This is a genomic window from Lichenicola cladoniae (assembly GCF_013201075.1).
Taxonomy (GTDB): domain Bacteria; phylum Pseudomonadota; class Alphaproteobacteria; order Acetobacterales; family Acetobacteraceae; genus Lichenicola; species Lichenicola cladoniae.
This window is the reverse complement of sequence record NZ_CP053709.1, coordinates 272042-296848: the sequence shown is the minus strand read 5'-3', so window position 1 is coordinate 296848 and position 24807 is coordinate 272042. Positions and strand designations below refer to the sequence as shown.

Annotated in this window: 23 protein-coding genes; 17 read left to right on the top strand and 6 right to left on the bottom strand. The window is 61.0% G+C overall.

The window, feature by feature from the left end; all coding sequences use genetic code 11:
* Nucleotides 1-154: 154 nt before the first annotated feature.
* The 8 genes from HN018_RS28820 to HN018_RS23265 all read left to right on the top strand — a co-directional run bounded on the left by HN018_RS28820 (nucleotide 155) and on the right by HN018_RS23265 (nucleotide 7406).
* Nucleotides 155-580, top strand: a complete 426-nt coding sequence (locus HN018_RS28820; protein ID WP_239479379.1) for a hypothetical protein — start codon at nucleotides 155-157, stop codon at nucleotides 578-580.
* Between the two features lie 66 nt (nucleotides 581-646).
* On the top strand, nucleotides 647-1120 hold the full coding sequence (locus HN018_RS23295) for a type IVB secretion system protein IcmW (protein WP_171833909.1): 474 nt from the start codon (nucleotides 647-649) through the stop codon (nucleotides 1118-1120).
* Complete coding sequence (locus HN018_RS23290) at nucleotides 1117-1668, top strand: hypothetical protein (RefSeq protein WP_239479378.1); 552 nt, start codon at nucleotides 1117-1119, stop codon at nucleotides 1666-1668. The genes HN018_RS23295 and HN018_RS23290 overlap by 4 nt, the downstream gene beginning before the upstream one ends.
* A gap of 10 nt (nucleotides 1669-1678) precedes the next feature.
* Nucleotides 1679-2896: a hypothetical protein gene (locus tag HN018_RS23285; protein ID WP_171833910.1), complete on the top strand. Its 1218-nt coding sequence runs from the start codon at nucleotides 1679-1681 to the stop codon at nucleotides 2894-2896.
* Between the two features lie 12 nt (nucleotides 2897-2908).
* The gene (locus HN018_RS23280; protein ID WP_171833911.1) at nucleotides 2909-4285 is read left to right on the top strand and encodes a hypothetical protein; all 1377 of its coding nucleotides are present in this window, start codon (nucleotides 2909-2911) and stop codon (nucleotides 4283-4285) included.
* Between the two features lie 91 nt (nucleotides 4286-4376).
* Nucleotides 4377-6722: a DotA/TraY family protein gene (locus HN018_RS23275; RefSeq protein ID WP_171833912.1), complete on the top strand. Its 2346-nt coding sequence runs from the start codon at nucleotides 4377-4379 to the stop codon at nucleotides 6720-6722.
* The gene (locus tag HN018_RS23270) at nucleotides 6723-7034 is read left to right on the top strand and encodes a hypothetical protein (RefSeq protein ID WP_171833913.1); all 312 of its coding nucleotides are present in this window, start codon (nucleotides 6723-6725) and stop codon (nucleotides 7032-7034) included.
* 60 nt (nucleotides 7035-7094) lie between these two features.
* Nucleotides 7095-7406: a hypothetical protein gene (locus HN018_RS23265; protein WP_171833914.1), complete on the top strand. Its 312-nt coding sequence runs from the start codon at nucleotides 7095-7097 to the stop codon at nucleotides 7404-7406.
* 2 nt (nucleotides 7407-7408) lie between these two features.
* Here the strand turns inward: HN018_RS23265 and HN018_RS23260 are convergent, their stop codons facing one another.
* The 5 genes from HN018_RS23260 to HN018_RS23240 form a co-directional block, all read right to left on the bottom strand.
* Nucleotides 7409-7960: a hypothetical protein gene (locus tag HN018_RS23260; protein ID WP_171833915.1), complete on the bottom strand. Its 552-nt coding sequence runs from the start codon at nucleotides 7958-7960 to the stop codon at nucleotides 7409-7411.
* Nucleotides 7961-7964: 4 nt separating this feature from the next.
* The gene (locus HN018_RS23255) at nucleotides 7965-8951 is read right to left on the bottom strand and encodes a hypothetical protein (protein WP_171833916.1); all 987 of its coding nucleotides are present in this window, start codon (nucleotides 8949-8951) and stop codon (nucleotides 7965-7967) included.
* 296 nt (nucleotides 8952-9247) lie between these two features.
* The gene (locus tag HN018_RS23250) at nucleotides 9248-9706 is read right to left on the bottom strand and encodes a hypothetical protein (RefSeq protein WP_171833917.1); all 459 of its coding nucleotides are present in this window, start codon (nucleotides 9704-9706) and stop codon (nucleotides 9248-9250) included.
* Nucleotides 9707-9796: 90 nt separating this feature from the next.
* On the bottom strand, nucleotides 9797-10192 hold the full coding sequence (locus HN018_RS23245) for a hypothetical protein (protein ID WP_171833918.1): 396 nt from the start codon (nucleotides 10190-10192) through the stop codon (nucleotides 9797-9799).
* A 637-nt stretch (nucleotides 10193-10829) separates the two neighbouring features.
* Entirely contained in the window at nucleotides 10830-11948 is a 1119-nt protein-coding gene (locus HN018_RS23240) for a hypothetical protein (protein WP_239479377.1), read from the bottom strand.
* 146 nt (nucleotides 11949-12094) lie between these two features.
* Here HN018_RS23240 and HN018_RS23235 point away from each other — a divergent pair, with 146 nt between their 5' ends.
* The 6 genes from HN018_RS23235 (at nucleotide 12095) to HN018_RS23210 (ending at nucleotide 19745) form a co-directional block, all read left to right on the top strand.
* Nucleotides 12095-13279 (top strand): site-specific integrase, encoded by a 1185-nt coding sequence (locus tag HN018_RS23235; protein WP_239479376.1) that lies wholly within the window; start codon nucleotides 12095-12097, stop codon nucleotides 13277-13279.
* 472 nt (nucleotides 13280-13751) lie between these two features.
* Nucleotides 13752-14417, top strand: coding sequence for a ParA family protein (locus tag HN018_RS23230; RefSeq protein ID WP_171833919.1), 666 nt, complete (start codon nucleotides 13752-13754; stop codon nucleotides 14415-14417).
* A complete protein-coding gene (locus HN018_RS23225) occupies nucleotides 14414-14776 on the top strand; it encodes a hypothetical protein (RefSeq protein ID WP_171833920.1) in 363 nt (120 codons plus the stop codon). Before HN018_RS23230 ends, HN018_RS23225 begins: the two co-directional genes overlap by 4 nt.
* A gap of 134 nt (nucleotides 14777-14910) precedes the next feature.
* Nucleotides 14911-15066: a hypothetical protein gene (locus HN018_RS23220; protein WP_171833921.1), complete on the top strand. Its 156-nt coding sequence runs from the start codon at nucleotides 14911-14913 to the stop codon at nucleotides 15064-15066.
* Between the two features lie 1281 nt (nucleotides 15067-16347).
* Nucleotides 16348-17022, top strand: coding sequence for an IS6 family transposase (locus HN018_RS23215; protein WP_171837419.1), 675 nt, complete (start codon nucleotides 16348-16350; stop codon nucleotides 17020-17022).
* Between the two features lie 908 nt (nucleotides 17023-17930).
* Nucleotides 17931-19745 (top strand): carbohydrate porin, encoded by a 1815-nt coding sequence (locus tag HN018_RS23210; protein ID WP_172443552.1) that lies wholly within the window; start codon nucleotides 17931-17933, stop codon nucleotides 19743-19745.
* Here the strand turns inward: HN018_RS23210 and HN018_RS23205 are convergent.
* Complete coding sequence (locus HN018_RS23205) at nucleotides 19742-20743, bottom strand: GntR family transcriptional regulator (protein WP_172443551.1); 1002 nt, start codon at nucleotides 20741-20743, stop codon at nucleotides 19742-19744. The genes HN018_RS23210 and HN018_RS23205 overlap by 4 nt on opposite strands.
* A gap of 305 nt (nucleotides 20744-21048) precedes the next feature.
* Between HN018_RS23205 and HN018_RS23200 the strand changes: the two genes are divergently transcribed.
* The 3 genes from HN018_RS23200 to HN018_RS23190 all read left to right on the top strand — a co-directional run bounded on the left by HN018_RS23200 (nucleotide 21049) and on the right by HN018_RS23190 (nucleotide 24800).
* The gene (locus HN018_RS23200) at nucleotides 21049-22320 is read left to right on the top strand and encodes a lactonase family protein (protein WP_171836059.1); all 1272 of its coding nucleotides are present in this window, start codon (nucleotides 21049-21051) and stop codon (nucleotides 22318-22320) included.
* The gene (locus HN018_RS23195) at nucleotides 22317-23372 is read left to right on the top strand and encodes an isocitrate/isopropylmalate dehydrogenase family protein (RefSeq protein WP_171836058.1); all 1056 of its coding nucleotides are present in this window, start codon (nucleotides 22317-22319) and stop codon (nucleotides 23370-23372) included. Before HN018_RS23200 ends, HN018_RS23195 begins: the two co-directional genes overlap by 4 nt.
* A gap of 90 nt (nucleotides 23373-23462) precedes the next feature.
* Nucleotides 23463-24800 (top strand): MFS transporter, encoded by a 1338-nt coding sequence (locus HN018_RS23190; protein WP_239479375.1) that lies wholly within the window; start codon nucleotides 23463-23465, stop codon nucleotides 24798-24800.
* The last annotated feature ends 7 nt before the right edge of the window (nucleotides 24801-24807 follow it).

Here is a 24807-nt window from a genome sequence, read left to right as displayed (position 1 = left end):
GTTCCTTTGTACTATGTCCGGTCGCACTCTGATTTTCATTGGTGCGTCGAACAACACGTGCCACTGGGTCATGTCACTCTGCACTTTAACCAAAATCGACTCCTCCATCCCGTTCGCACCACCAGCGAATACACTCTTTAAAGCGGAGGATGGCATGGCAATTGGGGTCGCCTTAGGGTTGAGTGGTATGATGCTGGTATTACAACCAGTTCCAATTGACTTCAAAATGGACGGTTCCTCTCAGGCGCCAGCCGCTGCACCGGCGGCCCAGGCAGTAAACGGGCAACCGCTTGCCTTGGATGCGCCAGGACCCGTGGTCTTGCACGGCGCCCCATTACCGCCTCAGGCTGTGGTGCGTCCGGTGCTGGCTCGAGGTTTTGGCCGCGACGTGCCCCTGGCCTTCGCGATCAGGCAGATCGTGCCAATGACGCTGCATGTGCAGTACAGTGGCGCGGTCGACCAAGACGTTCGGGTCAGTTGGACTGGCGGTCTGCCGTGGCGGAAGGTGCTGCAGAACACCGTCTCGCCTCTCGGCATCCACGCGGCGCAATCCGGGCACACGGTCAGGGTCACCGAATAAGGTTTCCTCCGTTCGCGCCAGCTTAGGCCACCCTCCCGCCACCCTAGTGCGATGGAGGACCCGACCGTGCCCGACCTGGCCATGACATCCGTGCTCGACTGGCTAAAAGCCGCTGAACCCGACAAACCGGCGCTTGCCGCCAGTCTTGTCAGCGTGGTGGAAGCAGCACCCGGTGTGGAGGAGGCTCTGGTCCGGTTGGGACACAGCCTGGATCAGGCCGTCGCCAAGACGTCCGAGGTATTGCCGGCACTCCTGACCAGCGATCCAGGACGCCAGGAGCTGCGGACGATCATGGGTCAGATCGGCCTACCGCGCTGCCTGCGGATTATCCACTGGATCCTGCAGGATGGGCCGCAGGATCGTGATGCCGTGCTGGCGGCCGTGCTGGAGGCTGATCTGGCCGGCGCCGGCCAGTTCCTGCAAGCGAGCCTGTGCGCCGTTGCGCGCCCGTCTTTGCTGGAGCGGCTTTATGCCCCAGAGCGATTGGCTCTTTTGCTAGGCGCCTGCCAGCCGGCCGTTCGGGCGCAGGAGGCCGCATGATGCGCAAGATCATCCCCGGCCTGGTCTTCGCTGCATCCCTCTGCCCTGCCGTCGCCATGGCCCAGGCTGCGACCAGCACCACAGGCAGCCAGGCGTGCGCCACTCTCGTCCAAGCCGCGGCCAACGGTGTCACGGCGCGCATAGCCGCCGACGACGCCAGCATCAACCCGCCGCAGAGCGTCACCAAACTCTCCTGCTTGCAGAACTTCTTCAGCGGCGTCGGCCTGAACGTCATCACCAACCTGCTCAATCCGAGCAACCTGCTGACCGCGGTCGAAGGTCAGCTTTGCCAGGCCGTCAATACCGCCTGGCAGAACTCACTCGGCACCGCCCAGTGCGGGCTGACGGTGACCGGGTTCAACATGGGGTTCGGGCTTGGGCTCGGGAGCGGCATCATGTGCCCGAAGCTCAGCTTCGGCGGCGGCGGTCCGCCGCTTGGCTCTGTCGCCACCGGTTACAACACCCAGCAGGGCTATGGCCTCTACATGAATGGTGCGCCGACCGCGCCGACCGGCTACCCGGTCGCCCGGTCCGGCGGCCTGTACTAGGGAGCCGGGAATGACCCGAAAAACCCTGTCTGCCACGGCATCCGGCGTCGTCCTCGGTGGAGTACTGTTCGGCGCTGTTCCAGCCCTGGCGGATTTACCCACGATCGATATCGCCTCGATCACCCAGCAAATCAAATCGCTGGCGCAGGAGACCGGTATTCTCGACGTGCTCAATGCCATGAACACGGTTCAGAACACCGTCTCCAGCACGATGAAGGACATCAACACCGCCATCGGCAACACCACCTATGGCGATACCAACACCCTGTTGCTGCAGGGATTCACCCAGAACGCCAACTACTCCAAGGCCCAGGTCGGGGCGCAACAGCAGATCACCGACGCGTCCAACACCGCCATGGCCCGGTTTGGACGGGACATGCGCAACAGCGAGATCCGCGACCAGCAGACACCGAACGTGCAGAACTGCACGACCATCGACAGTGGACAGGTGGTCACCGCCGCCGCTTTGCAGGGGTGGCGCACCGGCCAGACCATCGAGGCAGTGATGGATCCCCGCGGGGAGGCGCTGCCCGGCACCCCGGCCTATTACGGCGCCGGGCAAGCCATGCAGGCGTCCGGCATGATGCATCTCAGCCGCTACTGCTCCGCCACCGAGAACGAGGCGGGCCTGTGCTCGGGCGGTGTAACCGCACAGCAGAATGCCGATCAGCGCGTCTCCAGCCTGTTCGGCGCCGACAACCTGACCGACCAGGCCGGGGTCAATGCCGCCAACGACTTCGGCACCAACCTGATCCAGCCCATCGTTCCCGCCGCGCTGCGCGGGGATCAGCTTACGTCGATCAACGGCCAGGATGCAGCAGCCCGTCGCCGCTCGTACAACGCCCGCATGTCGCTCGCTCGCAGCGCCATCAACATGGCGATCGGCCAGCAAACCCCCGGCGTCACCCTGACCGCGCAGCAGCAAGCGGTGCTCACCAACGAGGGCCTGCCGGTACCGGCCAGCGGCTCATGGCTGCAGGCGCTCAGCCTCGAGGTCACCCGGCGCATCAGCGATGTCAGCTGGGCTGCCGGCCTGCAGGCCATGCCGCCGGCCTCGGTCGAGCGCGAGGTCGCCACCGAGCTGGCACTCAGCAACTACCTGGCGCTGCAGAACTACCGAGTGACCTTGCTCAACGCGACCATTTCGGCCGCCCAACTCGCAAGCAACGAAGAAGCTCGGTTCAAGTCCACCACGCCGATGCCCTCCCCCTCCATGGCTGCAAACTGACAGGAGACTACCATGCCCGATGGAAGCACGATCCCGGTTCCACCCCCTGGGTCCGATAAAGCCAACAGCCGCGATCCGATCCATGATCTTGTGACGCGGCTCGACCGCGTGGCCGCGACCGTGGCGGCCAAGGATCCCGACCTGAGCCGGACGATCAACCAACTGGCCGAAACCGTGGGCAAGCAGCCCGAGCGGGCGCAGGATGCGGCGTTCCGCACCCGCGTTGCCTACGCCCTGCAGGATATGGAAAAGCTTGGCGGCCCGATCTCGTCCGTGCCGCAGGGCTTGCGGGAAGAGATGGGACGCCTGGCTGTCACCGCACCCGGACTGCAGAACGACCGCCTGCAGGACATGATGCGCGCCACACCCTCGATGGATGATGCCCGCCTGGTCGGTGACATACGCAAGCTTGCCATCAATGTCGCAACCCGTGCCGGCGACCAAAACAGCCCCGAGGTCCGCGATCGTGTCGAGACCTTGGAAAACCGGGTTCGACTTACCGCCGCAGGTCCGACCACGGCTCCGGCGACAGACCCATCTCCTGCACAGGCTTCGCGCCCTAACCCGACCGAAGGCGCTTCTGGCGGGCCACAACACGCCGCACGGTCCCCAGGCAGCCAAACGGTTGCAGATAATAGGCCTTCACGAGAGACTGAAACCCGGGAGCCCGCAGCAGGAAACTCAGCCCCTCCAGCTTCGCCCCAGGCAACGGTTACAGGTCGCGGACCCGGTATCGTGGCTCAGGCCCTCGCGTCGTTGGCGCGCCATGCGCAGCAAGAGAGTCCGAACTGGGAGCGGCAACCGACCTCCGTTGCCGATCGGTCGGAGCGCCACGAGAACGTCTTCCAGCAACGCCGTGACGAGGCGACCATCCAGGGAGCGGAGAAATCCCAGCGCACGGCTTTGGACGCCGTACAGGCGTTCGCCAATGGTCCCGGCTCCAGCATCCTGACCAAGATCCAGGATGCAGCGAAGTCCGAGCCCGGCGGCATGCAAGCCGTCTTGTCCGAGATGCGCGAAGGCGGACGCTATGCCGGACTGCGCTCCCAGTTCAACGCCGACCTGGTGATGGAACGCGGCGCCGCCGCCGCGTGGGAGAGAATGGCCGGCGGGCTCCAACAATACGGCGCCGATCGCGCCGCGGTCACGGCTATCGGTGCGCGACAGAACAATGCCGCGGCACTGGAAGGCCGCTTCGAGAAGCTCGACGCCGAGATCAGCAAGGCCACCTCCGCCATTCCCGGCAAGCAGGACGGCAAAAGCGTCCTGGACGACCTTGGCGAGAAGCTGAAGGAAGTCCTCGATCGCGCCGTCAGCGCCGTCAAAGCCGCGTTCACACCGTCAGCTGACCGAAACGCCCGCGCCTCCGCCGGCCCGTCCCCAACTTAGTAACCCGTTCGCTCCGGCTCGACGCATCCTCGCAGGAACCACTTCCTGCGAGGATGTCATGCGTCGTTCCTGGCCTGCCCTGCTTGTCGCCTTGCTCGTCACGGTCGCCATGCCGGCCCTCGCCCAGACCCCAACCGGCAGCGGCTTCAACCTGAGTTGGAGCGCGCTCGATCCCGGCTCCGATTGGGCGGCCCAGGTCATTCAAAACGTCTTCCCGATCTCAGGCACCAACGGCGTCTCGAGCACGCAGACCACCGTGATCAGTCAGATGATCGGCCAGCTCACCGGCTTCGTCGCCGCGATCGCCATGGCCTACCTTTGCTACGCGACGATCATGCAGATCCATAGGGGCGCGGAAACATCGCGTCTCCTGGGCAATAATATGACCGGCATGTTCATTGTCCGGCTGGGCTTTGCCGCGATCATGATGTTCCCGGTGCCGACCCTCGGCTTCAGCGTCGGTCAGGCCGCCGTGGTGAAGGTATCGCTTTGGGGCGTCGGAATGGCCAAGGCCGTCTACACCAACGCGGTGCAGGCGATCGGACCGGACGCCCTCGTCGTTGCCCAGCCCATGGTGCCGGGGACTGAGACCATTGTGCAGGGCTTGATCCAAAACGAGCTGTGTCGATCATTAGTCAACGCAGCCTCGAACACGACCTTTGCACCGACACAACTCGTGCCAGAACCGACACCAGTGCAGATCGGCGGTGCAACAGGACCCATGACAATTTTGGGATATACCTTATCGGTCGGCAACATTGGCTCGGCGCCAGCCTGCGGAACAGTGACAATTGCCGCTCCGCTAACGGGTTCGGTGAACCTTGCCGGGGTTGCCGTCGATCAAAGCGCTATCCAGCAACAGGCCCTGACAACCGTCCTCAACAACGACATCAAAACTCAAGTTGAACAGATCGCGGGCAGCTTTTTCAAAACCCGAAAGGCATCCGAGCTCAATGGCCTCATGGGTATCCTGACCAGCGCAACCCGTGACTACACAACGCAACTGACCACTGCGTCAGAAAATATCACGAAGCAGCTGCGCGCATCCCTGCAGACAGGTGGCGCTGCTGCACTGGCGAACAGCAGTGCGAACCAGACGCAACTAACCGCCTGTGGCTGGACTTGCGCGGGAGCGTATTACCTTGAATTCGCCCGCCTCAACGGGCAAACTTTGTCGCTGCTCAGCGGCGTACCGCAGATTACACCTCCAAGCTACGATGGTTTTGGCCCTTCTCTATCCAGCGACCTGGCGCCGTTGATCCAATCATCGCAGGCGTTCATGACGACGCTATCGAACTATGTCACCACCCAGGACGGTCTAAGCGCACCTGGCGGCCAAGGCGATCTGTTCTCAGGTGCCACCCCAGGCCAGGACGGCTCTGGGGTGATCGAGCAAGTCTTCCGTCGACTGCATCTCAATGACTACATGCTGCAGCTGATCCAGACCGCGATCGCGCCAAATGGCAACAACTGGACCGATCCATTTTCCAGCCTCATGAGCCTCGGCAACACGATGATCACCATCGCTGTGGCTGCCATGGGTTTGGCCGCCCTGGCCGCTTCGGGCACGGCATCGACCGCGACAACCGCCTTCCAGCTCCTCACCTTTAACTTCGCCGGCGCCGGCATGACCGTTGCGGCGCACTTTCTAATGAGCTTCCTGGGCACGCCTATCTTCGCATTACTGCTAGCACTGCTTATCCCGGGCCTCACCATCGCATTCGTGCTGCCAATGATTCCTTGGGTTATGTGGATGGCCGGCGTGATGGGATGGCTGATCCTCGTGTGCGAAGCCGTGATCGCTGTACCACTCTGGATGCTGGCGCACATGACCATGCAAGGTGAAGGGCTGCATGGAAAGGCGAACGAGGGCTATGGGCTGCTCTTCAACGTGCTTTTCCGGCCAACGCTGATGCTTTTTGGACTGTTTCTCGGCTACTTCATTTTCTCGTCGATGTCCTTCCTGATCCGGCAGACCTTCGGCATCGCCGCTGGCTTTGTGCTCGAACATGGCTGGATCGTCACCAACGTACTCGGTGTTGTCGTCTTGCTATCGATCTTTGTCATGACCCATGTGGTGGCTGCCATGATGTCATTCCGGATGATCTCTCTGATCCCGCATCACGTTCCTCGGCTGCTCGGCTTCACCGGCGCTGGCCGTGTGGATATGGATCAGTTCAGCCGAGACGCCGCAGTTGTTGGGGTTGGCGGAACTCTGGCGACTATCAACAGTGGCTTAAGAGCTGGGATGAAGGCTTCGGGTCAGGCACAGGTTGAGAATGGAGCAGGCACGCAACCTCAAATTTCAGGCCCAGCTAACAGCTCGATTGCAAATACAGCAACAGGGAAAGCTTCCAGCAACCGGGCCAGCAGTGGTATGGATACCACCCTAAGAGCAGCTACCGATCTAGGACCGTCTTCTGAAACGGAGGGGTAAATGACTGACGACGAGCCAAACAGTGGGCTAAGCGGCTGGGCAGGAGTTACCCTTGGTCGAATGTGGGCCGAGCATGAGCGATCGACTGATGACACACTCGCGTGGTTTGCGAACCGTCGTAATCCGCAAGCAAGCCTTGCTGATTACCAAGCGGCAATCCAAGCCCTAGCTACCCAAAATCAAGCGCTTGCAGACGAAATTCTTCATCTGAAGAAAAAGCTGGCGGTGAGCGAACGTAATTATAATGCTCTTGATGCTTGGGCTGACCAAGCTCAAGCAGAACTTAGAGAAAACAACCGGAACCGCTCGTAAACTTCAGGTCGGTTCGCTCCGGTCTATCGCATGGTGCCCGCGTTCACTTTGGAGAGCGCCATGCGATCGTCTTCTGCCCTTGTCGGGCTCCTGTTGCTCGGGCTCACCGCCTGTGCAACGCCACCAAACCTCAAATCAGCCAGCGACTATAACGCTCCGTCTGCGCCGCCGATTAAGCATCCCCTGTATGATCCGTATGCTCCCTATGGTCAGGCGAACGCCACGTGGCGGCCACCCGTGTTTGACCGGGCCGGAACCATCGTCCGGCCCGTCGATCCCTCCGTCGATCAGGGACGGCCAGATTATGAACATGCGGAATGGGCGACCGGCGCGGCCGGGGGCAGCGCACTGGCTCCCCCCGGCACCTTCTGAATCTACTGCGGCAGGAAAGGCTCGGTCGTCTGCAGGTAAGCGATGGCCGAGCCCATGCGCAGCGTCCGCAATTGCCAGTTCATCCAGCCCGACTTGAAGGCCAATAAAAAGAACAGCACGCAGAACGGTAAAAACTCGACGGCGGACAGGATACGGCCGCTGTTCATCCTGATTTGCAGCACCCCATAAAGCCAAAGTAGCAACGATAGGCAGCCCAACCCGAACATCGTGTAGGCTGCTCGGACCGTCTGCTCCCGCCTCGCCCGCACCCGTTGCACCATCTCCTCGACACTGACACCGAAGCAGAAGGCAGTCGCGATCAGGTCGATCGTGCCATCAGCGTTCGTCTTCAACCTTCCATCGGCCTGCGGGCCGCCACGCACGACGCCGAAGAGCGTGTCGATCAACTTCGCGCCGCCGGATATCTCCTGCAGGCCGATCGTGGCAATGGGGCCGCCGGCGACGAACCGAGCCCGGCGCCAGTTCCGCCTGAAGAAGGACGGCTTCGAGCCGCCCTCCTTCTTCGCGGGCTTTTGCGGCGGATACAGATCCATGGCCCTAACTCCCGACCGAGGCGATCAGCGCGTTGACGTCCGGCGGCACGCCATCCAGGCGGCCGACCGTTCCATCCATTTTCCGCCAGACGAAGGTTGGCGTTCCCTTGAGCTGAATGGATGCCGCCGCTGCCATGTTCGCCCCTAACCGGGCGCCGGCATTCGGTACTGCCGCACCCGTGGAGCGGCCTGTCTCCCAAGCGGTGACCATGCGGTCGGTCGGCTCACTGACCAGGCTCAGCGCATTGCGCGTGCTCAGCCCATTGTCTTCGGCATCCAGGAACGACAGCGGGATGAGGTTCAGCCGCACCTTCCCCGCTGCGATGGCGGGCTCGAGCTGTTGCATCGCGCGCACCGAGAAGGAGCATTGCGGATCGATGAACATCCACAACTCGGGTGCTGAGGGGTTTCCGATGCTGCCATGCGTGGTTCCCTGGGCAACCGCGAGCAGCGCCGGCCCGCCGAGGATCGGCGCCGCAGTAGTTGTGCCCGTGGTGTCCGCTGACGTGTCGCCGATCGTCACCGTGGGCACGGTGCCGGGGATCGCGGCGATCTGATCCTGCGTCAGGTTTTTGCCACCAGCATCCCACATCACGCCAGGGATCACCCGCTGACGATCCGGACTGGCATAGAACACCTGATAATGCGCGCCGTTGTGCAGAAAGAAGCCTCGAAGGCCATGCAGGCTCGGCAGCTCGGTAACATCGGCCGCACCCATCATCTGCAACTGCTCGACCGAGATGTCCGTCATCAGCCCCGCCACTGTGGCCTGGCCATCCGGCGTCACCTCGAACACCATGACCTGTCCGCCATTGCGGGCGTAGATCGTCCGCAGCCCATGCGATGACCCCAGGTCGAACAGGCTCGCACCGGCCGTCGCAATATGCACCAAGACTGGAAGTTGCTTGATTTCGTCCGCGGTCATCGTCGGATGTAGGGTCTTGCCCGAGGCTATCGCGGCACTGGGCAGCGGGCTGGCCGCGTCGGTCATCCCCAGATCGGCGTGAATGACGGTCGATGCAGGGGGAATGATACCACCCCCGCCTGCCGTCGGCATCAATGGAACCGGCTGTCCGCCAACGGTAATCGCCGGCGGTAGCTGTATCGTAGGCTCGAGCGCCGATGAGCTTGGCCCAGGCAATGCGCAATGTGACTGCGCCATCGCCACCAGGGGAAAGACGACCAAGGTGGTCGCTAGAAGAACTGAACGCATAAACCCTCCACCATCAAGACCGTGGAGAGCTTATGGCTCAGTGGTGCGAACGGGGATCAGCTAAGGTTGCATATTCAGCCAGAATGCCGACGCCCCAAGCCGAAGCATCGACTTACCCAACTAGGCTGTGGGCGGGTCGGTAACGGGGAGTGGAGAACCTTGACGACATCTACCCTGTCGCGATCGATTGACCGACGTAACGCGAGCAACGAGTCTCGTTCCCAGGCATCCACACTCGCCAGTGCATTAAGGGCCTGAGTCTTTCCTTCGATCTCGTTCTCGCTTACGGCTACTCTGTCCGTGATCTGCAAAGCCAGTGCTTCAAGGCGGTCAATAAGCCTGGATTGCTGCACCTGGGCTAGATCATGGTCTGTCTCTGAGCCGCGTTTTGCCTCAATGCTGTTGTACGGGCCATCGATCGAATTGCTTGCGGCGATGAGACCAACAAGTTCGTCACAGTCGCTCAGCAGCGACGTGTTGTAGCCGCCCAAATTTCCCACCTTACGGCCGTCCTGGTTTGTGCTCTCACGCATCGCGGTCTTACTCCATGTGCGCCAGGCCATCCGCGAGGCAGGTCAGGCGGTTATGATTGCAGGCGTCTCAAGTCGGTCCTCGGATTTGAACTAAAGGGTCACGCGCCAGTGCCGCTTCCCTTCCGAAACATCACTCGCGCGTTTGAGTGCGATTGTACCAGTAAACCCATATTCGAATCTCAGCAGCACAAGCAGTCGATCCAAATCTCGAAACAGCCGTGCTCTAGCCGGCCAATAGACGTGGAGTACGCAGTATCCTTTGCGCCAATTTGTCAGGAGGAAAACCGCATATTTTGGCTGCTTGCTATCATCCTGTGCCTCAAGGATGACGCTTCGGACTTTCCCGCTGTCCTTCAGCTTTTCTGTAATCTCCGCGTGCGTAATCGGCTGACAGGTTTCTAGTAAGGCAGAAGCTGTAGATGTATCGGTAAGATTGGCCGCTTGATCCAGATGCTTATCTGAGCCGTCATCAATGGGTGATGCCACAGCCGTATCTCCATCTGAAACCCGGTCACGAACGCGCGATACTATAATATCCCCGAAACTTATATGAGCGACTTCACGTGCCTTCAAGATCTTATGCGTTGGCACCAAATTCCTCACCCGACACGAAGCCAATGGTTCACCTCTCGAAGCGGCAGTTTAAAAGAGAAAAATCCGGCTGCCCTTAAAGCAACGGACACAACACCCCCCCAACCGTAAGGTCTTTGGAAATCTGAGCATTGTTCGAAAACTAAAGGCAGACGACATCCGCTTCCCATGCCATCGACGCTATCTCACCGTGTTTCATTAAGAAAACTTAAGCGCACTAACTATGGACAAGGCAAGAACAAAGAGACGCGCTTGTCCTCCCATCCCAGCTAGCGGATGTCCTGGATAATGCCGGGGATATTGCTAACGCCTTATAAGGCTTGGAACACGATCGCCGGCTGAGGATCGTGGATCCCTTGGCACAACGGTGTAAGTTTTTCGTGAAACTAGATCTGCGGCGGGAGAGGATTCCCACCCCCTTGGGTGCGCTCAACGAGCGGTGCAGTTCGAAGCGGTTGCTGCGCCGTGTCCAGCACGATCGCCAATGTGGCGGGTGACGGGACAGAGGGCAACCGGTCTTGTTCAGGAAGATCTAGTTTTCTTCCAATGATTTCAGCATTCGTTGCGCCCGGTCGATGGCTTTGTCCGCATAGGCCATCGCTGCTTCCAAACCGGAGTAATCAACGGCACGTCTCTGGAATGGATCGAGCACGAGGACAGGGGCAGGCATTGCCACCTCGTCGGATTCGTCTTTGCGCTGACGTCGGGGTCGTCCGCGATTTCGACCGGGCTCAGGACGGCGCGGGGGTGCAGTACCTTCTCGCAGCGGCGTCAGCGCCTTCAACCCAAACAGTCGGCGCTTGTGCCGATGAGTCACTTCGACCACCAGCCCTTCAGCAAGAAAGCGGTCAAGCAGCTGAGCCGCGTTCTTCACAGCCATGTCGAGACCGCAGGCGAGTGAGGTTGCCGACATCACCGGGCATGCGGCGAGAAGGTCCACCGCCAAACCGGCCCGGGAATGACGTCGTCCACCGGCAACCGCTTGGCGTGCATCGCACCAGGCACGTTCCATGGTCATCAGAAGTTGCAGTCCCTCCCCTGCCTCGGCGGCAAGGGTATCCAGAAAAATCGGGATCCAGGCTTCTCGCGCCCACGGCACGTCAGCACCGAGTGAGGCTGCCGCAGTCAACGGCACCGGCACACGCATGATCTTTTGCTGCATCCAGAAGCGCAGCAGGGCGGCCCGTCCTGCTTGCCGGGTGCCCCCCGCCTCAAGCCAGGAATGCAGCGCTGATGCGCCGGCCAGGAGCGTCGCCGCTTCCGTCACAAGCGGGAACGAGAGGCCGGCTGTCCGGATTGCGTCTTCTTGCTCGAAGGTCGGCCTGACCAGCCATTGATATCCGTCGAAGGCATACCGGGCGGCGTCGATCAGGCTGCCACGGTCGTAAGGCTCGAGCGACTGGTCGATGCGGGGACGTAGCCCTTCGATAACAGCGGCCAGATGCCAAGGATCGATGCTGTGACCGTCAACCGCCGCTTGTCGGCGAACGGCTTCCAGACGGGTTCGATAGAGGAAAGCGCCGCACAGCGGGTGCCCGGTCACCACCTGGTCCAGACGTGCGACGGCCGCCGCAGCAAAGGCCAGAGCTGCCGGCATGCGGTGCCGCGACGGCGCCTCGATCATGGGGATCAGAGGATCGAGCAGTCTCATCTACTTGCTTTCTCACCCCGGAACCGGGGATAATTTACCTTAACCGCCCCTTAAGGTTCAATAAGCCTTATTATTTCTGCTGCGCACAAATATGGGCTTGCGAACCTCCGTATGCCCGATAACAGTAGTTGTCGGGCATAGGGAATTTGCTAAGATCAACCGATCAACGTCCGATCCAGCGTTGCCGGAGATGCACCCTGACCCAGCCAGCCGACGAGGCCGAATCCTGGCTCCTGCTGGGGCCTGACCCCGAGCTTGAGACGGCAATCGACCTGCGGCCGGCGCCGCTGAAACGTCCGCCGGCCCTGATCTGCGCCTGGTTCGATGACGCCGCCGACGCCGTGGTGCCACTGCACGATGGCACGCTCGCCACCGCACGCCGCGCTGCGGATGCCTACGCGCGCCAGGCCAAAGCCACGAACACAAGACGCGCCTATCGTGCCGGCGTCCGCGCTTGGTGCGACTGGTGCGATACCCATGCCCTGAAGGCTTTGCCGGCCCAGCCGGAAGACATCGTCGCCTTCCTGGCGTCCGAGCGCGGCCGCGGCTGCTCGGTTACCACCATCAAGCTGCGCAGTGCCTCGATCCGCTACCTGCACCATCTGGCTGGTGTCCCGCTACCGACCCAGCATGCGCGGGTGACCGAGACCATCGCCGGGATCCGCCGCGCCGCCGGCCTCGCCGGCGAGCACCCACGCAAGAAGGCGGCCGCGACGCTCGCCGTCCTCATCCGCATCCTCGAGCCGATCGGCAACGACCTGGTCGGCCTGCGCGACCGGGCGCTGCTGCTAATCGGCTTCGCCGGCGCCCTGCGACGCTCGGAGCTTGCCGCCATCCGCGTGGAGCACCTCGAGCCCCGCGCCGGCGGCCTGCAGTTGACCCTGCCACGCTCTAAGGGCGTGCGGGCCGGCACCAGTGTGACCATCGCCATTCCGACGGGCACGACGGCCTACTGTCCGGTAAAGGCGGTGTATCGCTGGATGGGGGCGGCCGGGATCCGCGAAGGCGCGGTATTCCGGAGAGTGTGGCAGCCGCCGGCCGGCGGGGGACATGACCAGACGTCTGCACGCAGCCAGATCCTGGGCAGCCGGGCAATCGATCCCCGTACGGTGGCCCGGATCATCCAGATGCGATCCGAGGCGGTTGGTTTCGATCCTGGCGTCCTGGGCGGTCACAGCCTGAAGCGCGGCGCACTCACCGAGGGCATGGAACGCGGGGTGCACCCGACCAGGCTGAAGCAGCACGGCCGGCATAAGAGCTACGCTGTACTGGACGAGTATCTCGAGATGGGCGACCCGTTCGACGGGCACCCTCTCGCGGGTGTCTTGTGAAGGCCGTTTCACCAATCCTGGCAACACAGTCAACCACCGTGGACAGGGATCTTCCAATCGCCAGGGTTGCGCCTCAACTATTGGTCGCCTGATCGCGGCTTCGAATTCCTGACCGAGCATCAAGGCAGTAATGCCTTCTAGCCCAGAAAATTTGTCGCTCCACAGCCGTCAGTATGGAGCTTTCATTCATCACCGCAGGAAAGCATTAACGCATCAAAGCAAAGATGCTTCTTGGCCATAACCTCTAATAGAGCGCGCTCCAGGGCTGCAGCATGCTCCGCAAACCCGTTTTCCCGGGTCGTTGTTCGGTGCAGAGAATAGGTTTGAAAGCGGGAGGTTCCCTGCTGCAGCACTTCACACAAGGCGATAAAGCGTCAAGGCGATTAGGCAACTTGTACAAGATGCTTAATTCGCTTGAAGCTAGGAAGCGTTAAAGCTACGATGCTTTAAAGCAGCAAGCTTGGAAGGCATCATGGCGACGATCTCAATTGCCAGCGACAAAGGCGGCGTTTCGAAAACCACCAGCGCGATCTTGTTCGCAGCGGAGCTGGCCCTGGACGGTTATAAGGTGGCGTTGGTTGACGCTGACTTGAACCAACAGGCTGTCGCGTTCGGTCTCAAGGCGGACATCGTTGGGCTGACCGTGCTTGGTGACGTTCGTGAGGACAACATTTTGACCATGCTTCGAAAGGCTGAAGCTGAGAACGAGGTCGTTATTGTCGATTTGCCTGGTGGGTCATCAACTTTAGCGCTGAAGGCGCTGCATCGCTCACACTTTGTGCTGGTGCCTAGCCAAGCGTCGCTTCCCGACGTCCGCGCCGCGATGAAGACCATCGCTCAGATCGATGATGCGCAAGAGCTCGCTAGAACTCCGATTGCGCGCGCAATATTGTGGACCCGTGTGCTGTCTGGCTTCGAGAGCCGATCGGCTCGGCACGTGCGAGAAAGCGTAGAAGCCGAAGGGCAGGTGCCCATCTTGCGAACCCAGATTATGGAAAGAGCGGCGTTCCGGGAGATACACATCACTGGGAAAGTTCCTCGCCAGGTGGATCCCAGCAGCAGTGCTGCTGCAAACGTCACCGCATTCGCAGGCGAACTGCTCACGCGCATCGCCTCGCTGTCAGAAGCTGCGGCATGAGCACAAAGCTACCGTCGATTAGCGACGACATCCGGCAGCCATCTAAGAAGATTACGTTTGACCTAAAACCCCGGGAGGATCTGCCCGATGAGGCGGTGACGGCGAGGGCGAAGGAAATCGGCGAGACGTGGGGCTCATCAACCCAGATTGCCCCCAAAGAAGTGCCTCTGCCTCCAGCCGCCCCTTTGGTCAGCGTGCGCTTTGACTCGCCCGACTACCTCGACAAGCAGTTATCCATCAAGGCAGCAGAACTCGGAGTGACAAAGACGTACCTCATTCTCCTGGCACTTGGCAAAGATGGATACAGGTTGGAAGAAGTTGATTTGGTTAAAGATCGAAGGCGCTGGAAAAAGCGCTAGGACAAGATACCTTAAAGCATCTTGTCCAAGATGCTTTAAGGTAATGATTGTGGAGATCACGAACGGCATGGTGGCGTACGGCTTCCTAACGCACGCCACCGGCACGGCCGAGCGGGCATGAGGCCCTGGTTCTAGTGGGCTGGCTCTGGCCGCGACGGATCACCCTGGAAACCGACAAGGGCTACAACGTGACGAGCTTCGTGCACGCCCTGCGCCAGCGCCGGATGACGCCGCACATCACCAGCCGACGGCGGGTCAGCAACCTGCGCGATAAACGTCGGAAGTCGTAGAACCATTCGAGGGTCTGGAGTCCCATCACAGAAACCCATAGTCTTGCAAATACATTGGGTTAACCGCGTGTATCCTGTGGCGGATTGAGCCGAGACTGCCCGCCGGGACTTAACCCCCAAGTGGAGGCGGGCAGTTATCCACGTGTATCCTGTGGCGGATTGAGCCCAGAGAAGCCGCCGCGACTTAACTCCAAGGGAAAGCTGGGAGTTATCCACGTGTATCCTGTGGCGGGTTGAGGTTGAATCAGCCGAGAGGGCTCAGCCAGGAACAGCCGAGGGTTATCGCGTGTATCCTGTGGCGGATTGACGCTGAGTCAGCCGGGAGGACTCAGCTAGAAATAGCGAAGGGTTATCCACGTGTATCCTGTGGCGGATCGAGACCAGACCGCTCGCACACCTCATCGCCCATCGTCGCGGTTATCCACGTGTATCCTGTGGCGGATTGATCCCGGACCTCTGGGCTATCCATAAGGTTGTGAATATAATGAGTTATCCACGTGTATCCTATGGCAAGTCATAAAAACCCCTATAGATCAACGCGGTAACTCTAGGAAACGCGAAACCGTCCACGTGTATCCTGTGGCGCGAACGCGTGTATCCTATGGCGGAAACGCGTGTATCCTGTGGCGGAAATGACCGCGTGTATCCTGTGGCGTTCGTGATCAGATCTACGAACTCTCGGATTCGACGCTACCAGCAAGTAACTGTACATTTAGCTCCTACAAATATGTCTCTTACAGGTAGTTTGCGGCTGCGAAGCCGTGGACAGTGCGCAAAGCGCACCGAAAGGATCGAAAGCTCGATCCTTCCTCTGCCCACGGCTCTACAGCGCCCACAAATAAAATCAAAAAGTAGATTCTCTCTTTTTGAGGCATTAGAAATCTCTTTCGTTACCAAACAAAATTGTGCTTGCCCTGGTACAACGCGACACCTACGGTAGCGTTATGTTAACGTCAGCCCAATGCCGAATGGCTCGAGCGTGTCTGCACTGGACGACCGCCGAGCTGGCTGCAAAGTCCCAAGTTAGTAAGACCACAATAATTCGCTTTGAGGGCGAGCAGAGCGCGCCAAATCAAAGCACGCGTGCAGCACTTCAACGGGCCTTTGAAGCAGAAGGCGTAAGAATTGAACCATCGGGCGGGGTAGCACCTCCCGAAGAGCGGAAAGGTGCGGCTGCATGAACCGTCGAATATCAGACATGCTCGACGAATGGTTCTGTCGCAATTTTCGGATGGCTACGATCTGGTATAAGATTTGAGCTTGGTTCGGGTCGGGTGGATGATGGCGATCGAGTTCAAGGGCAGCCACTTCGAGCGTGACGTTATCCTGTGGGGCGTGCGTTGGTATGTGGCTTATCCGCTGAGCTACCGCCAGATCGAGGAGATGATGGCCGAGCGAGGCGTCGAGGTTGACCACTCGACGCTGCATCGCTGGGTGCTCAAGTATGTCCCGAAGTTGGAGGATGCGTTCCTGGCACGTAAGCGCCCGGTCGGCGGTAGTTGGCGGATGGACGAGACCTACGTGCGCATCAAGGGCGTGTGGACGTATCTGTATCGTGCCGTCGACAAGGCCGGTGCCACGGTAGACTTCTTGCTGACCGCGCGACGCGATCGCAAGGCGGCGCTGCGGTTCCTGCGCAAGGCTGCTGGCCGGCATGGTGTTCCCCGGAAGATCACCATCGACAAGAGTGGCGCCAACACCGCGGCGATCGAGAGCTACAACACCGAGCATGATGCCACCATCGAGATCCGCCGGATCAAGTTTCTCAACAACATCGTCGAACAAGATCACCGGGCGATCAAACGAATGACCAGGCCGATGCTGAGCTTCAAGAGCTTCTGGTCAGCACGGATCACCCTGGCTGGCATCGAGATCATGCACATGATCCGCAAGGGCCAGCTGCACTCGACAGGAAAGCTGCGTCCAGCACAGCAGTTCTACTCGCTCGCAGAATAGTCCAGTCCACAAGTCCCAAGACCAGCTCAACCATTCCAAAAACTTGCGACATAACCCCCTCGTTAGCCTGCATATTGCAAGACGGGTCACCCTTTCTTAGGCGAACATCTGGTCTAGTCAATCATTCTCAGGCTTTCTTTCTTAATCGGAAATTTGTAGCAGAACCCGCCGCTGTCCAATTAGGGTAGAGATCGTTTGAGCTTTCATTGGCGCTGCTGCAAGCTGGACATCGCGGACCGGCGACCGATCCAATACATGTTCATGGCGCCGTTCTGAGGCGTTGATCGCGCCACAGGCTTGCTGATGTACCTCTGGCAGCTACAAGGTTAGCGGCGCTGACTGGTCTTAACCGTCCCGTTTTCCATAATTTATGGGATGGATGGTGCAGAGGTTTCATACGACCTCGACCGTTCGATAAACTACGGGCATGGCGCGTACCAGTCACTAAGCAGATAGACCCGCGCTTGAGCGTTGATCCACTTCTAACACAATCCGGTCGCGCGCCTCCGCGTACGCAGTCCTTATCCCAGGACGGAAGTCCTGGATCAGCATATTTAAATCCACACCGTTGCGCGCCAGACGCGCGACTTGCGCCTCGATATCCGCTACCCGCACGAAGATGCTCGACACCGCGGAACGGCATGGCCGACGCGCAAGGCATGGCTTCCGTGGGGCCCTCGACGAACAGCTTCACGGCACTGAGTCGCAGAACCATTCGCGGCGAGCCGCGCACCTCAAGGGTTCGACGATCTCGCTACCGAAGTGCTGGTGAAGGAACTCCGCTACGACCTCCGGATCATGACCGCGCAGATGGATGTGATCGAGGCTCATAGTAGTCATTCGGTTTTCCTCAGGCTCGGATCCAAAACCGCCGGGGCAGGATTGTTTCGTCGTATACCGTTCCAAGGGTGGCCGCGAAGATAAGCTGGCTGCCCGTGACCACACATGCCTTGCTAGGCCACATTCATATTGCACAAAACGCGGCTTTGATACAATCCTCTGAGGCCGGGCTAGGATGCTTCGGGCGGGAACGAGCGCGACAAGCGCCGCGAGAGGAGGATGATCTGCACGCTGGAGAAACTGCGCCGACCGGAATGGCCTTCGGCATGATCGGATCGGACCACCTCTCGATCGGTGAGAGACATCCACGTAAGGGAAGGGCGCATCGTCATGGCGCCCTTTACTCCGTGCGAGTGGCCTCGCCACTTGCGCGTTCGGTCGATGGGCTGCGGATTGCCGAGTGCAGCTCTGTCTTGTCATCCTCCGCGGCGGACGTCCGCCGAGCGACAAGGCGCCTCGCCAGCATTTGCCGGAGGCGACGGTTGGCCGTGCTGATCTCGCTCGGCTTCCTGTCGGCCGGTTGGGAGGCTCGCGCGCAGACCTCGAATGTCGGCTTCTCTTCCGGACCGAGTATAGACGTTGCGACCCCGCTCCAGCCAAACCTGCCGTTCTTCACGACCCCGCTATTGCCCAAAACCGACGGCATGATTGGCGTCTGGCCCGATTTCCGCCGCCGGCTCCAGGACGAAGGCATCGCCTTCCTGCTGGACGCACGCGTGGAGTTCGCTGGAAACGTGTCCGGAGGAACCAGGCAGACGGCCGCGGCCGCCAACCAGATAGGCTTCGAGAACGACATCGATTGGAACAAGCTGGCCGCTATCAGCGGCCTGACGACGCACCTAATCATCACCAACCGCGAGGGCGGCAACACCGGCCGCGGCTACGGCGATACTTTCCTGCGGCCGCAGGATCTAAACACGACCAACGGTGGCAATGTTGTCGCGCATCTGACCGCGGTCTGGGCGCAGGAAACCTTCGCGCACGGTCGGCTCGACCTTCTGGTCGGCCGCTATCCCGTGGGCTTCGACTTCGCCTCGTCTCCTCTCTATTGCAGCTTCATGAGCAAGGGGTTCTGCGGCAATCCGCGTGCGCTCAGCAACAGCGCCTCTGGTTTCACGACTTATCCGAACCCGACCTGGGGCTCGCGGGTCCGCATTCGGCCCACGACCTCGATCTATCTGCAGTTCGGCCTGTTCTCCTACGAAAGTGGTCTGAGCAACCCATATTTCTACCGGAGCGGATGGAAGTTCGACTCCTCGGATATCGTCGGCGAGGAGTTTCCGGTCGAGCTGGGTTACGAGCCGGTCATCGGCCGGGGCCAGCTCCCAGGCCACTACAAGGTCGGCTTCGCCTACAACAACGCGCCGCACAAAGATCTCTACTACGACATGAACGGCTCGGCGATCGCGCTGACCGGCAAGCAGGCGCGCGTGGATCACGGCGAGACGCAATGGTGGGTCACCGCCGACCAGATGCTGCTGCATCATCGCCCGACGCCTAACAGCGGTCTGACCCTCTTGTGCGGCGTGGCCGGCAACGACGCGACCACGGCGACCTACGGAACCTCCGCCTACGCGGCCCTGGTTGATCGGGGTTTCCTCTCTGCCCGCCCGCGCGACGGCGCTGGACTCGCGTTCACCTACGCAGACTTCAGTCCTCTATTGACGCAGACGCAAGAAGTGCAGATGGCTCGACATCGATCGCTCGCGAATGGAGCGACAGGGATCCAGACCCGCGAGAAGCTCGTCGAAGTGTTTTACGACATTCGCATCGCCCAGGGACTGAACTTCCAACCCGACGCCATGTATGTAATCCACCCGAATGCCCAGAGGAATATCCCCAATGCCTTCGTCCTAGGATTCAAAATACATGCGGCGTTCTAGCCGATGGGCGGCATCCGTTTCGCGCCGTACCGCCGCTTTTGGTCCGGCGGGGGCGCTTCCTCGGTCAGCTTCTCGGCAACGGCGGCGATACCGACCTTCTCCACGCGCGCCCGTGCGAGATGGACGTAGAGGAAATCCGCCGCCGCAGAAGTATCTCCCTTCTCGATCAGGTCGAGCAACGTGAGATGCTCCTGGCATTCCTGCACCAGCCGCGCCCGGTTGCGATGCATCCGGTATTCCAGCAGCCGGCGCAGCCGGTTTACCCGCCGAAGCGCCTCCAGCAGGAACGGGTTGTTGGATCCGGATACTATGGTTTCGTGGAAGCCCGCGTTCGCGGCAAACGTCTCGGAGCGCGACCAGTGCTCGATACCCCCCTCCAGCATCGCCTTCTGTCGCGTTCGGGACTCTTCAATGGCGCTAGGTCCGAGGCGATATTCCGCCTCGCGAAGCGCCGCGGGCTCGATCAGCATGCGAAACTGGTAGCTCTGGTCATAGGCGCTCGGCGAGGTGAGCGTCGCCTGGAACTCCCATCCATGGCCGGGAAGACGGGTCAGCCACCCTTCCTCGGCCATCCTGGCGAAAATTCGAGCGATCCTTGCGCGCGTCGCACCATAACGGCGTGCCACCTCGGTCTCAAGCACCCGGACTGGAATGCGGCCGGTCAGCCTGTCGTCTGATATCTGGAGATAGAGCAAGTCCTCGGCGGCGCCGTCCGGCGCCGGCTTGAGCCCTGGAACGCCTCGCTGCGGCTCGGCAGGATGCTTGAGGAAGAAGCCGCGATTAGGCCGGTTCTCGATGAGGTCCATGGAGGCCAGGACGTTTAGGGCCAACCGGACGGGCGTTCGCGACACACGCAGGGCGTCCGCCAGTTCCTGTTCCTTTAGATGCGCTCCGGCCGACAGCCCCAGATGACGGGTCCTTTCAATGATTTGGGCAGCAAGACGGGATGGCAACTTACTCGACCCAGAGCCACCCAAGCTTCTCTCTTCGCGTTCCACCTGGCCTCCGTATTGAAAAATCTAGCATACGGTAAACCCTTCCTCAATCTCTTGTTCACAAGATCGGACGCCGCGCTGAGCCACCAAACCGGCTGACCCTCAACAGACAGTTTGTATATAATAGTGTATTGATACAATCGGACTTCCGGTTTAATAAGTCTGACACGGCTTCAGACCGGGATCGCGTTTCTCGCGGCGCCCTGATTGGACGCCTTGAATGAGGAAGCCGCCTCGATGGGGCTCAGGTCAAAACCTTCCCGCCCACTCGCGGAGTTAGCGCCAGACGGCTCAGGGGTGAATGTCCGATGAACCTTGCACGACGCAGCATTCTCAAGGTCGCCGGCCTCGCGATTCTGGGATCGAGACCCTGGATCCCGCCCGGCGAAGCACGAGCTGAGCCGCCTATGTCGGCAGGCATGCTGCGGGTGGAACTCGCCTTTGTGGGTTGCAGAACCAGTCGCGCGCGCGGGGCACACGGCAAGGGGATATCCACCTACGTTCTGGAGCACGACGGTAGCTGGCGGCTGATGTCGATAACAACTGGTCCAGACAATCCGTCCTTTCTCTGCACGGATCGGACCGAGCGGTTCCTGTACGCTGTGCACGGCGATGGAACCAGCATTTCCGCCTACCGAATCGGACCTGATGGCATGTTGATGTTCCTCAACAGCGCCGGCACGGACGGTAGAAATCCGGTCTACATTTTGCCCAGTCTCGACAACCGCTTCATGCTGGTCGCGAACTACGCCACCGGATCAATCGCGGCGCTGCCGATCGATGGCGACGGCCGGATCTCGCCGCCGACCGCTTTGCTGGAATTCGATGCACCGCAGGGCCCAAATCCTATCGAGCAGACGTCACCGCATCCGCATCAGATAAGTTTCGATCCGCAAGGCCGTTATCTATATGTTCCCGACAAGGGCAGCGACCGTATTTACACGCTCGTCTTCAATCCAGCGCGCCCTTCGTTCCATTTGTTGCATGAGCTCGAGACTGCCGCCGGCAGCGGACCGCGGCATATCGCGTTTCATCCTACAGGCAAGTTCGCCTTCGTCTCCTACGAACTGTCGTCGCAGGTAGGAATATACCGGCGCGACCTCACGAGCGGCCGGCTGACGCTGGCCGCACCATACTCAACTCTGCCACCAAACGTGACGATCAAGAACACGGCGGCCGAGGTCCTTTTGTCTCCTGATGGTGGCACGGTCTACGTCACCAATCGCGGCCACGACAGCATCATGGTTGCCGCCTTCCATCCGCAGGACGGAGCATTGGCGTCTGTGCGGTGGATCACAAGCGGCGGCCACGGACCCAGGTTCGCCCTTTTCGACAGTGTGGCGAATCACCTTCTGGTGGCGAATGAACTCTCAGATGGCGTGTCCGTGTTCGGCTTCCGGGACGACAGATACGAATCACTAGAAATGCGCCATCTCGTCGCCACCGACAGTCCGGTCTGCATCGTTCGCGCGAGCACCGGTCGTAAGAACCATGCCGAGGGCCGCAACGGTATCGGCGCCGCTATGCGAACCGGACAGGCAACGTTGCTAAAACGGGAACAATTAAGAGGACCGTCATGAAGATCTCTGTATTACCTGGCGACGACATTGGACCGGAAATCACCGAGGCGACATTGGACGTGCTCCAAACGGTGAATGCCAAGTTCGATCTCGGGCTCGAGTTCACAAATCATGTAGTCGGGATGGCGAGCCACAAGAAGACCGGCACCACGCTCTCCGACGACGTCATTGCCGACGCGAAGGCCGCCGATGGCGTTCTGCTCGGACCGGCCGGCATGAGCGCGTATCCACCGGTCGCCGAGGGCGGCCGCAACATTCCCGGCACGATCCGAAAGCAGCTCGACTTGTACGCCAACATCCGCCCGGCACGCTCGCGGCCGGGCGTGCCGCGCGCCGTACCCGGACTGGACTGCGTCATCGTCCGGGAAAACACTGAAGGTTTCTATGCCGATCGTAACCTATTCCACGGATACGGGGAGTTCATGCCCACCCACGACTCCGCGTTGTCGCTGCGGTTGATCACCGCCACCGCCTCCAGGCGTATCGCCGAGGTCGCGTTCAGGACCGCAATGCAGCGCCGAAAGCACGTCACGATGGTCGGCAAGCGCCACGTCATGCAGGTGACCGACGGGCTGTTTATGCGCGAGGTCGAGGCGGTGGCGGAACGCTACCCGGACGTGGCCTTGCGCGAGATCGACATCGACGCGATAGCGGCCGACCTGTACTCGCGGCCCGAGGCTTTCGACGTGATCCTGACCACCAACATGTTCGGCGACATCCTCTCGAACCAAGCAAACGCCCTGGCAGGCGGGCTCGGTATGGCCGCCGCGCTGAACGTGGGCGACGTCCATGCAGCCGCTAATGCCGGCCATGGCTCCGCTCCCGACATCGCGGGCCGCGGAATCGCCAACCCCGTCGGCCTCATACTGTCCGCGGCGATGCTGCTGCGGCACCTGGGTTCGACCCGAGAGCAGCCGCGCTACGTCGATGCCGCCGACACGATTGATCGCGCGATCGATGCCGCTCTCGCCAACGCTGCGAGCCGTACAGGCGACTTGGGGGGCAAGGGGAACACGGCGTCGGTCGCGCGAGCGGTGCACGCGGGGCTGTAGTGGGATGGGGCTGATCCCGCGGCAAGCGGCTCCCGCCGACCCCGATCCGCTGCGCCGCGACAAACGATCCCCGAGTGTGAGATGCGAGACATGGCAGTAGCACGCATAGCCGAGCCGGCAACGCGGTCCATTCCTGAATACAAACGAGCCGAGCGCGCGACGTTCCGCAGGATTGCCTGGCGCTTCGTGCCGCTGCTAACGCTATGCTTCCTCGTCAACTACATTGATCGCACGAATGTCGGGTTTGCGGCGCTCAGCATGAACCGCGACCTCGGTCTGTCCGACGTCGCCTTCGGCTGGGGCGCCGGCGTACTGTTCTTCGGCTACTGCCTGTTCGAGGTTCCCAGCAGCCTCGTCCAGTATCGGGTTGGCGCTAGGCTCTGGCTGTCGCGCATCATGATCACCTGGGGATTGCTTTCGGCTGCGACCGCGCTGTCGGTCGGACCGAAGAGTTTTTACGGCTTGCGCTTCCTGCTGGGCGTCGCAGAGGCGGGATTTAATCCGGGGGTGATGTTCTTCTTCATGGCCTGGTTTCCGTCGCGCTACCAGGGGCGGATCCTGGCATGGTTCCAGATGGCGATCCCGCTGTCCGCGGTCGTGGCAGGCCCGCTTTCTGTCGGCATCCTATCGCTTAATGGAACTTGGGGGTTGAGAGGTTGGCAATGGCTGTTCATCGTCGAAGGGCTTCCGGCAATCATTCTTGGCGTCGCGGTGCTGTTAGTCCTGAAGGAACGACCCGACCAGGCCGGATGGCTCGACCGAGGGGAGCAGGCGATGGTGACGGCCGCGATCGAGGCTGAGCCCCGACGCGACGCGTCGCACAGCTTCGGCGCCGTGCTGAGGGATCCGCGGGTGCTGCTTCTCGCCGCCATCCAGCTCTGCTTCACGCTCGGAGCCTATGCCGTGGGCATCTGGCTGCCGCTGATCCTCAAGCAGCACCACATGACGCTGACGCAGATCGGCCTCGCTTCTGCGGTGCCCTACGCGCTGGGATGCTTGGCGACGATCCTTTGGGCGACCGCGTCCGACCGCAGCGGCAAGCGGATCCTCAATCTCGCTGCGACCTGCTGCCTAGCCACGATCGGCCTGCTGATCTCCGTCTGGTTCCACGACGCTGCGATCTCGCTGCTGGGCCTTACGCTCGCGATCATCGGCGTGACTTCTACCCGCGGCATCTTCTGGTCGATCCCGCCGCAAATCCTGCAAGGGCGCGGCGCGGCCGGTGGCCTCGCCTTCATCAGCTCCGTCGGAGCGTTCGGCGGCTTTCTCGGGCCGCTGACGATGGGCTGGCTAAAGCATGCGACTGGCTCCTTCACGACCGGCCTCGGCGTGCTCGCCTTCATCGTAGGCCTATCCGGGATACTCAGTCTGATGCTGCCCACGGTTAACGCCCGCTACGGCGGCAAGGCGACGAAGGCGAGACGGTGATGTTCCG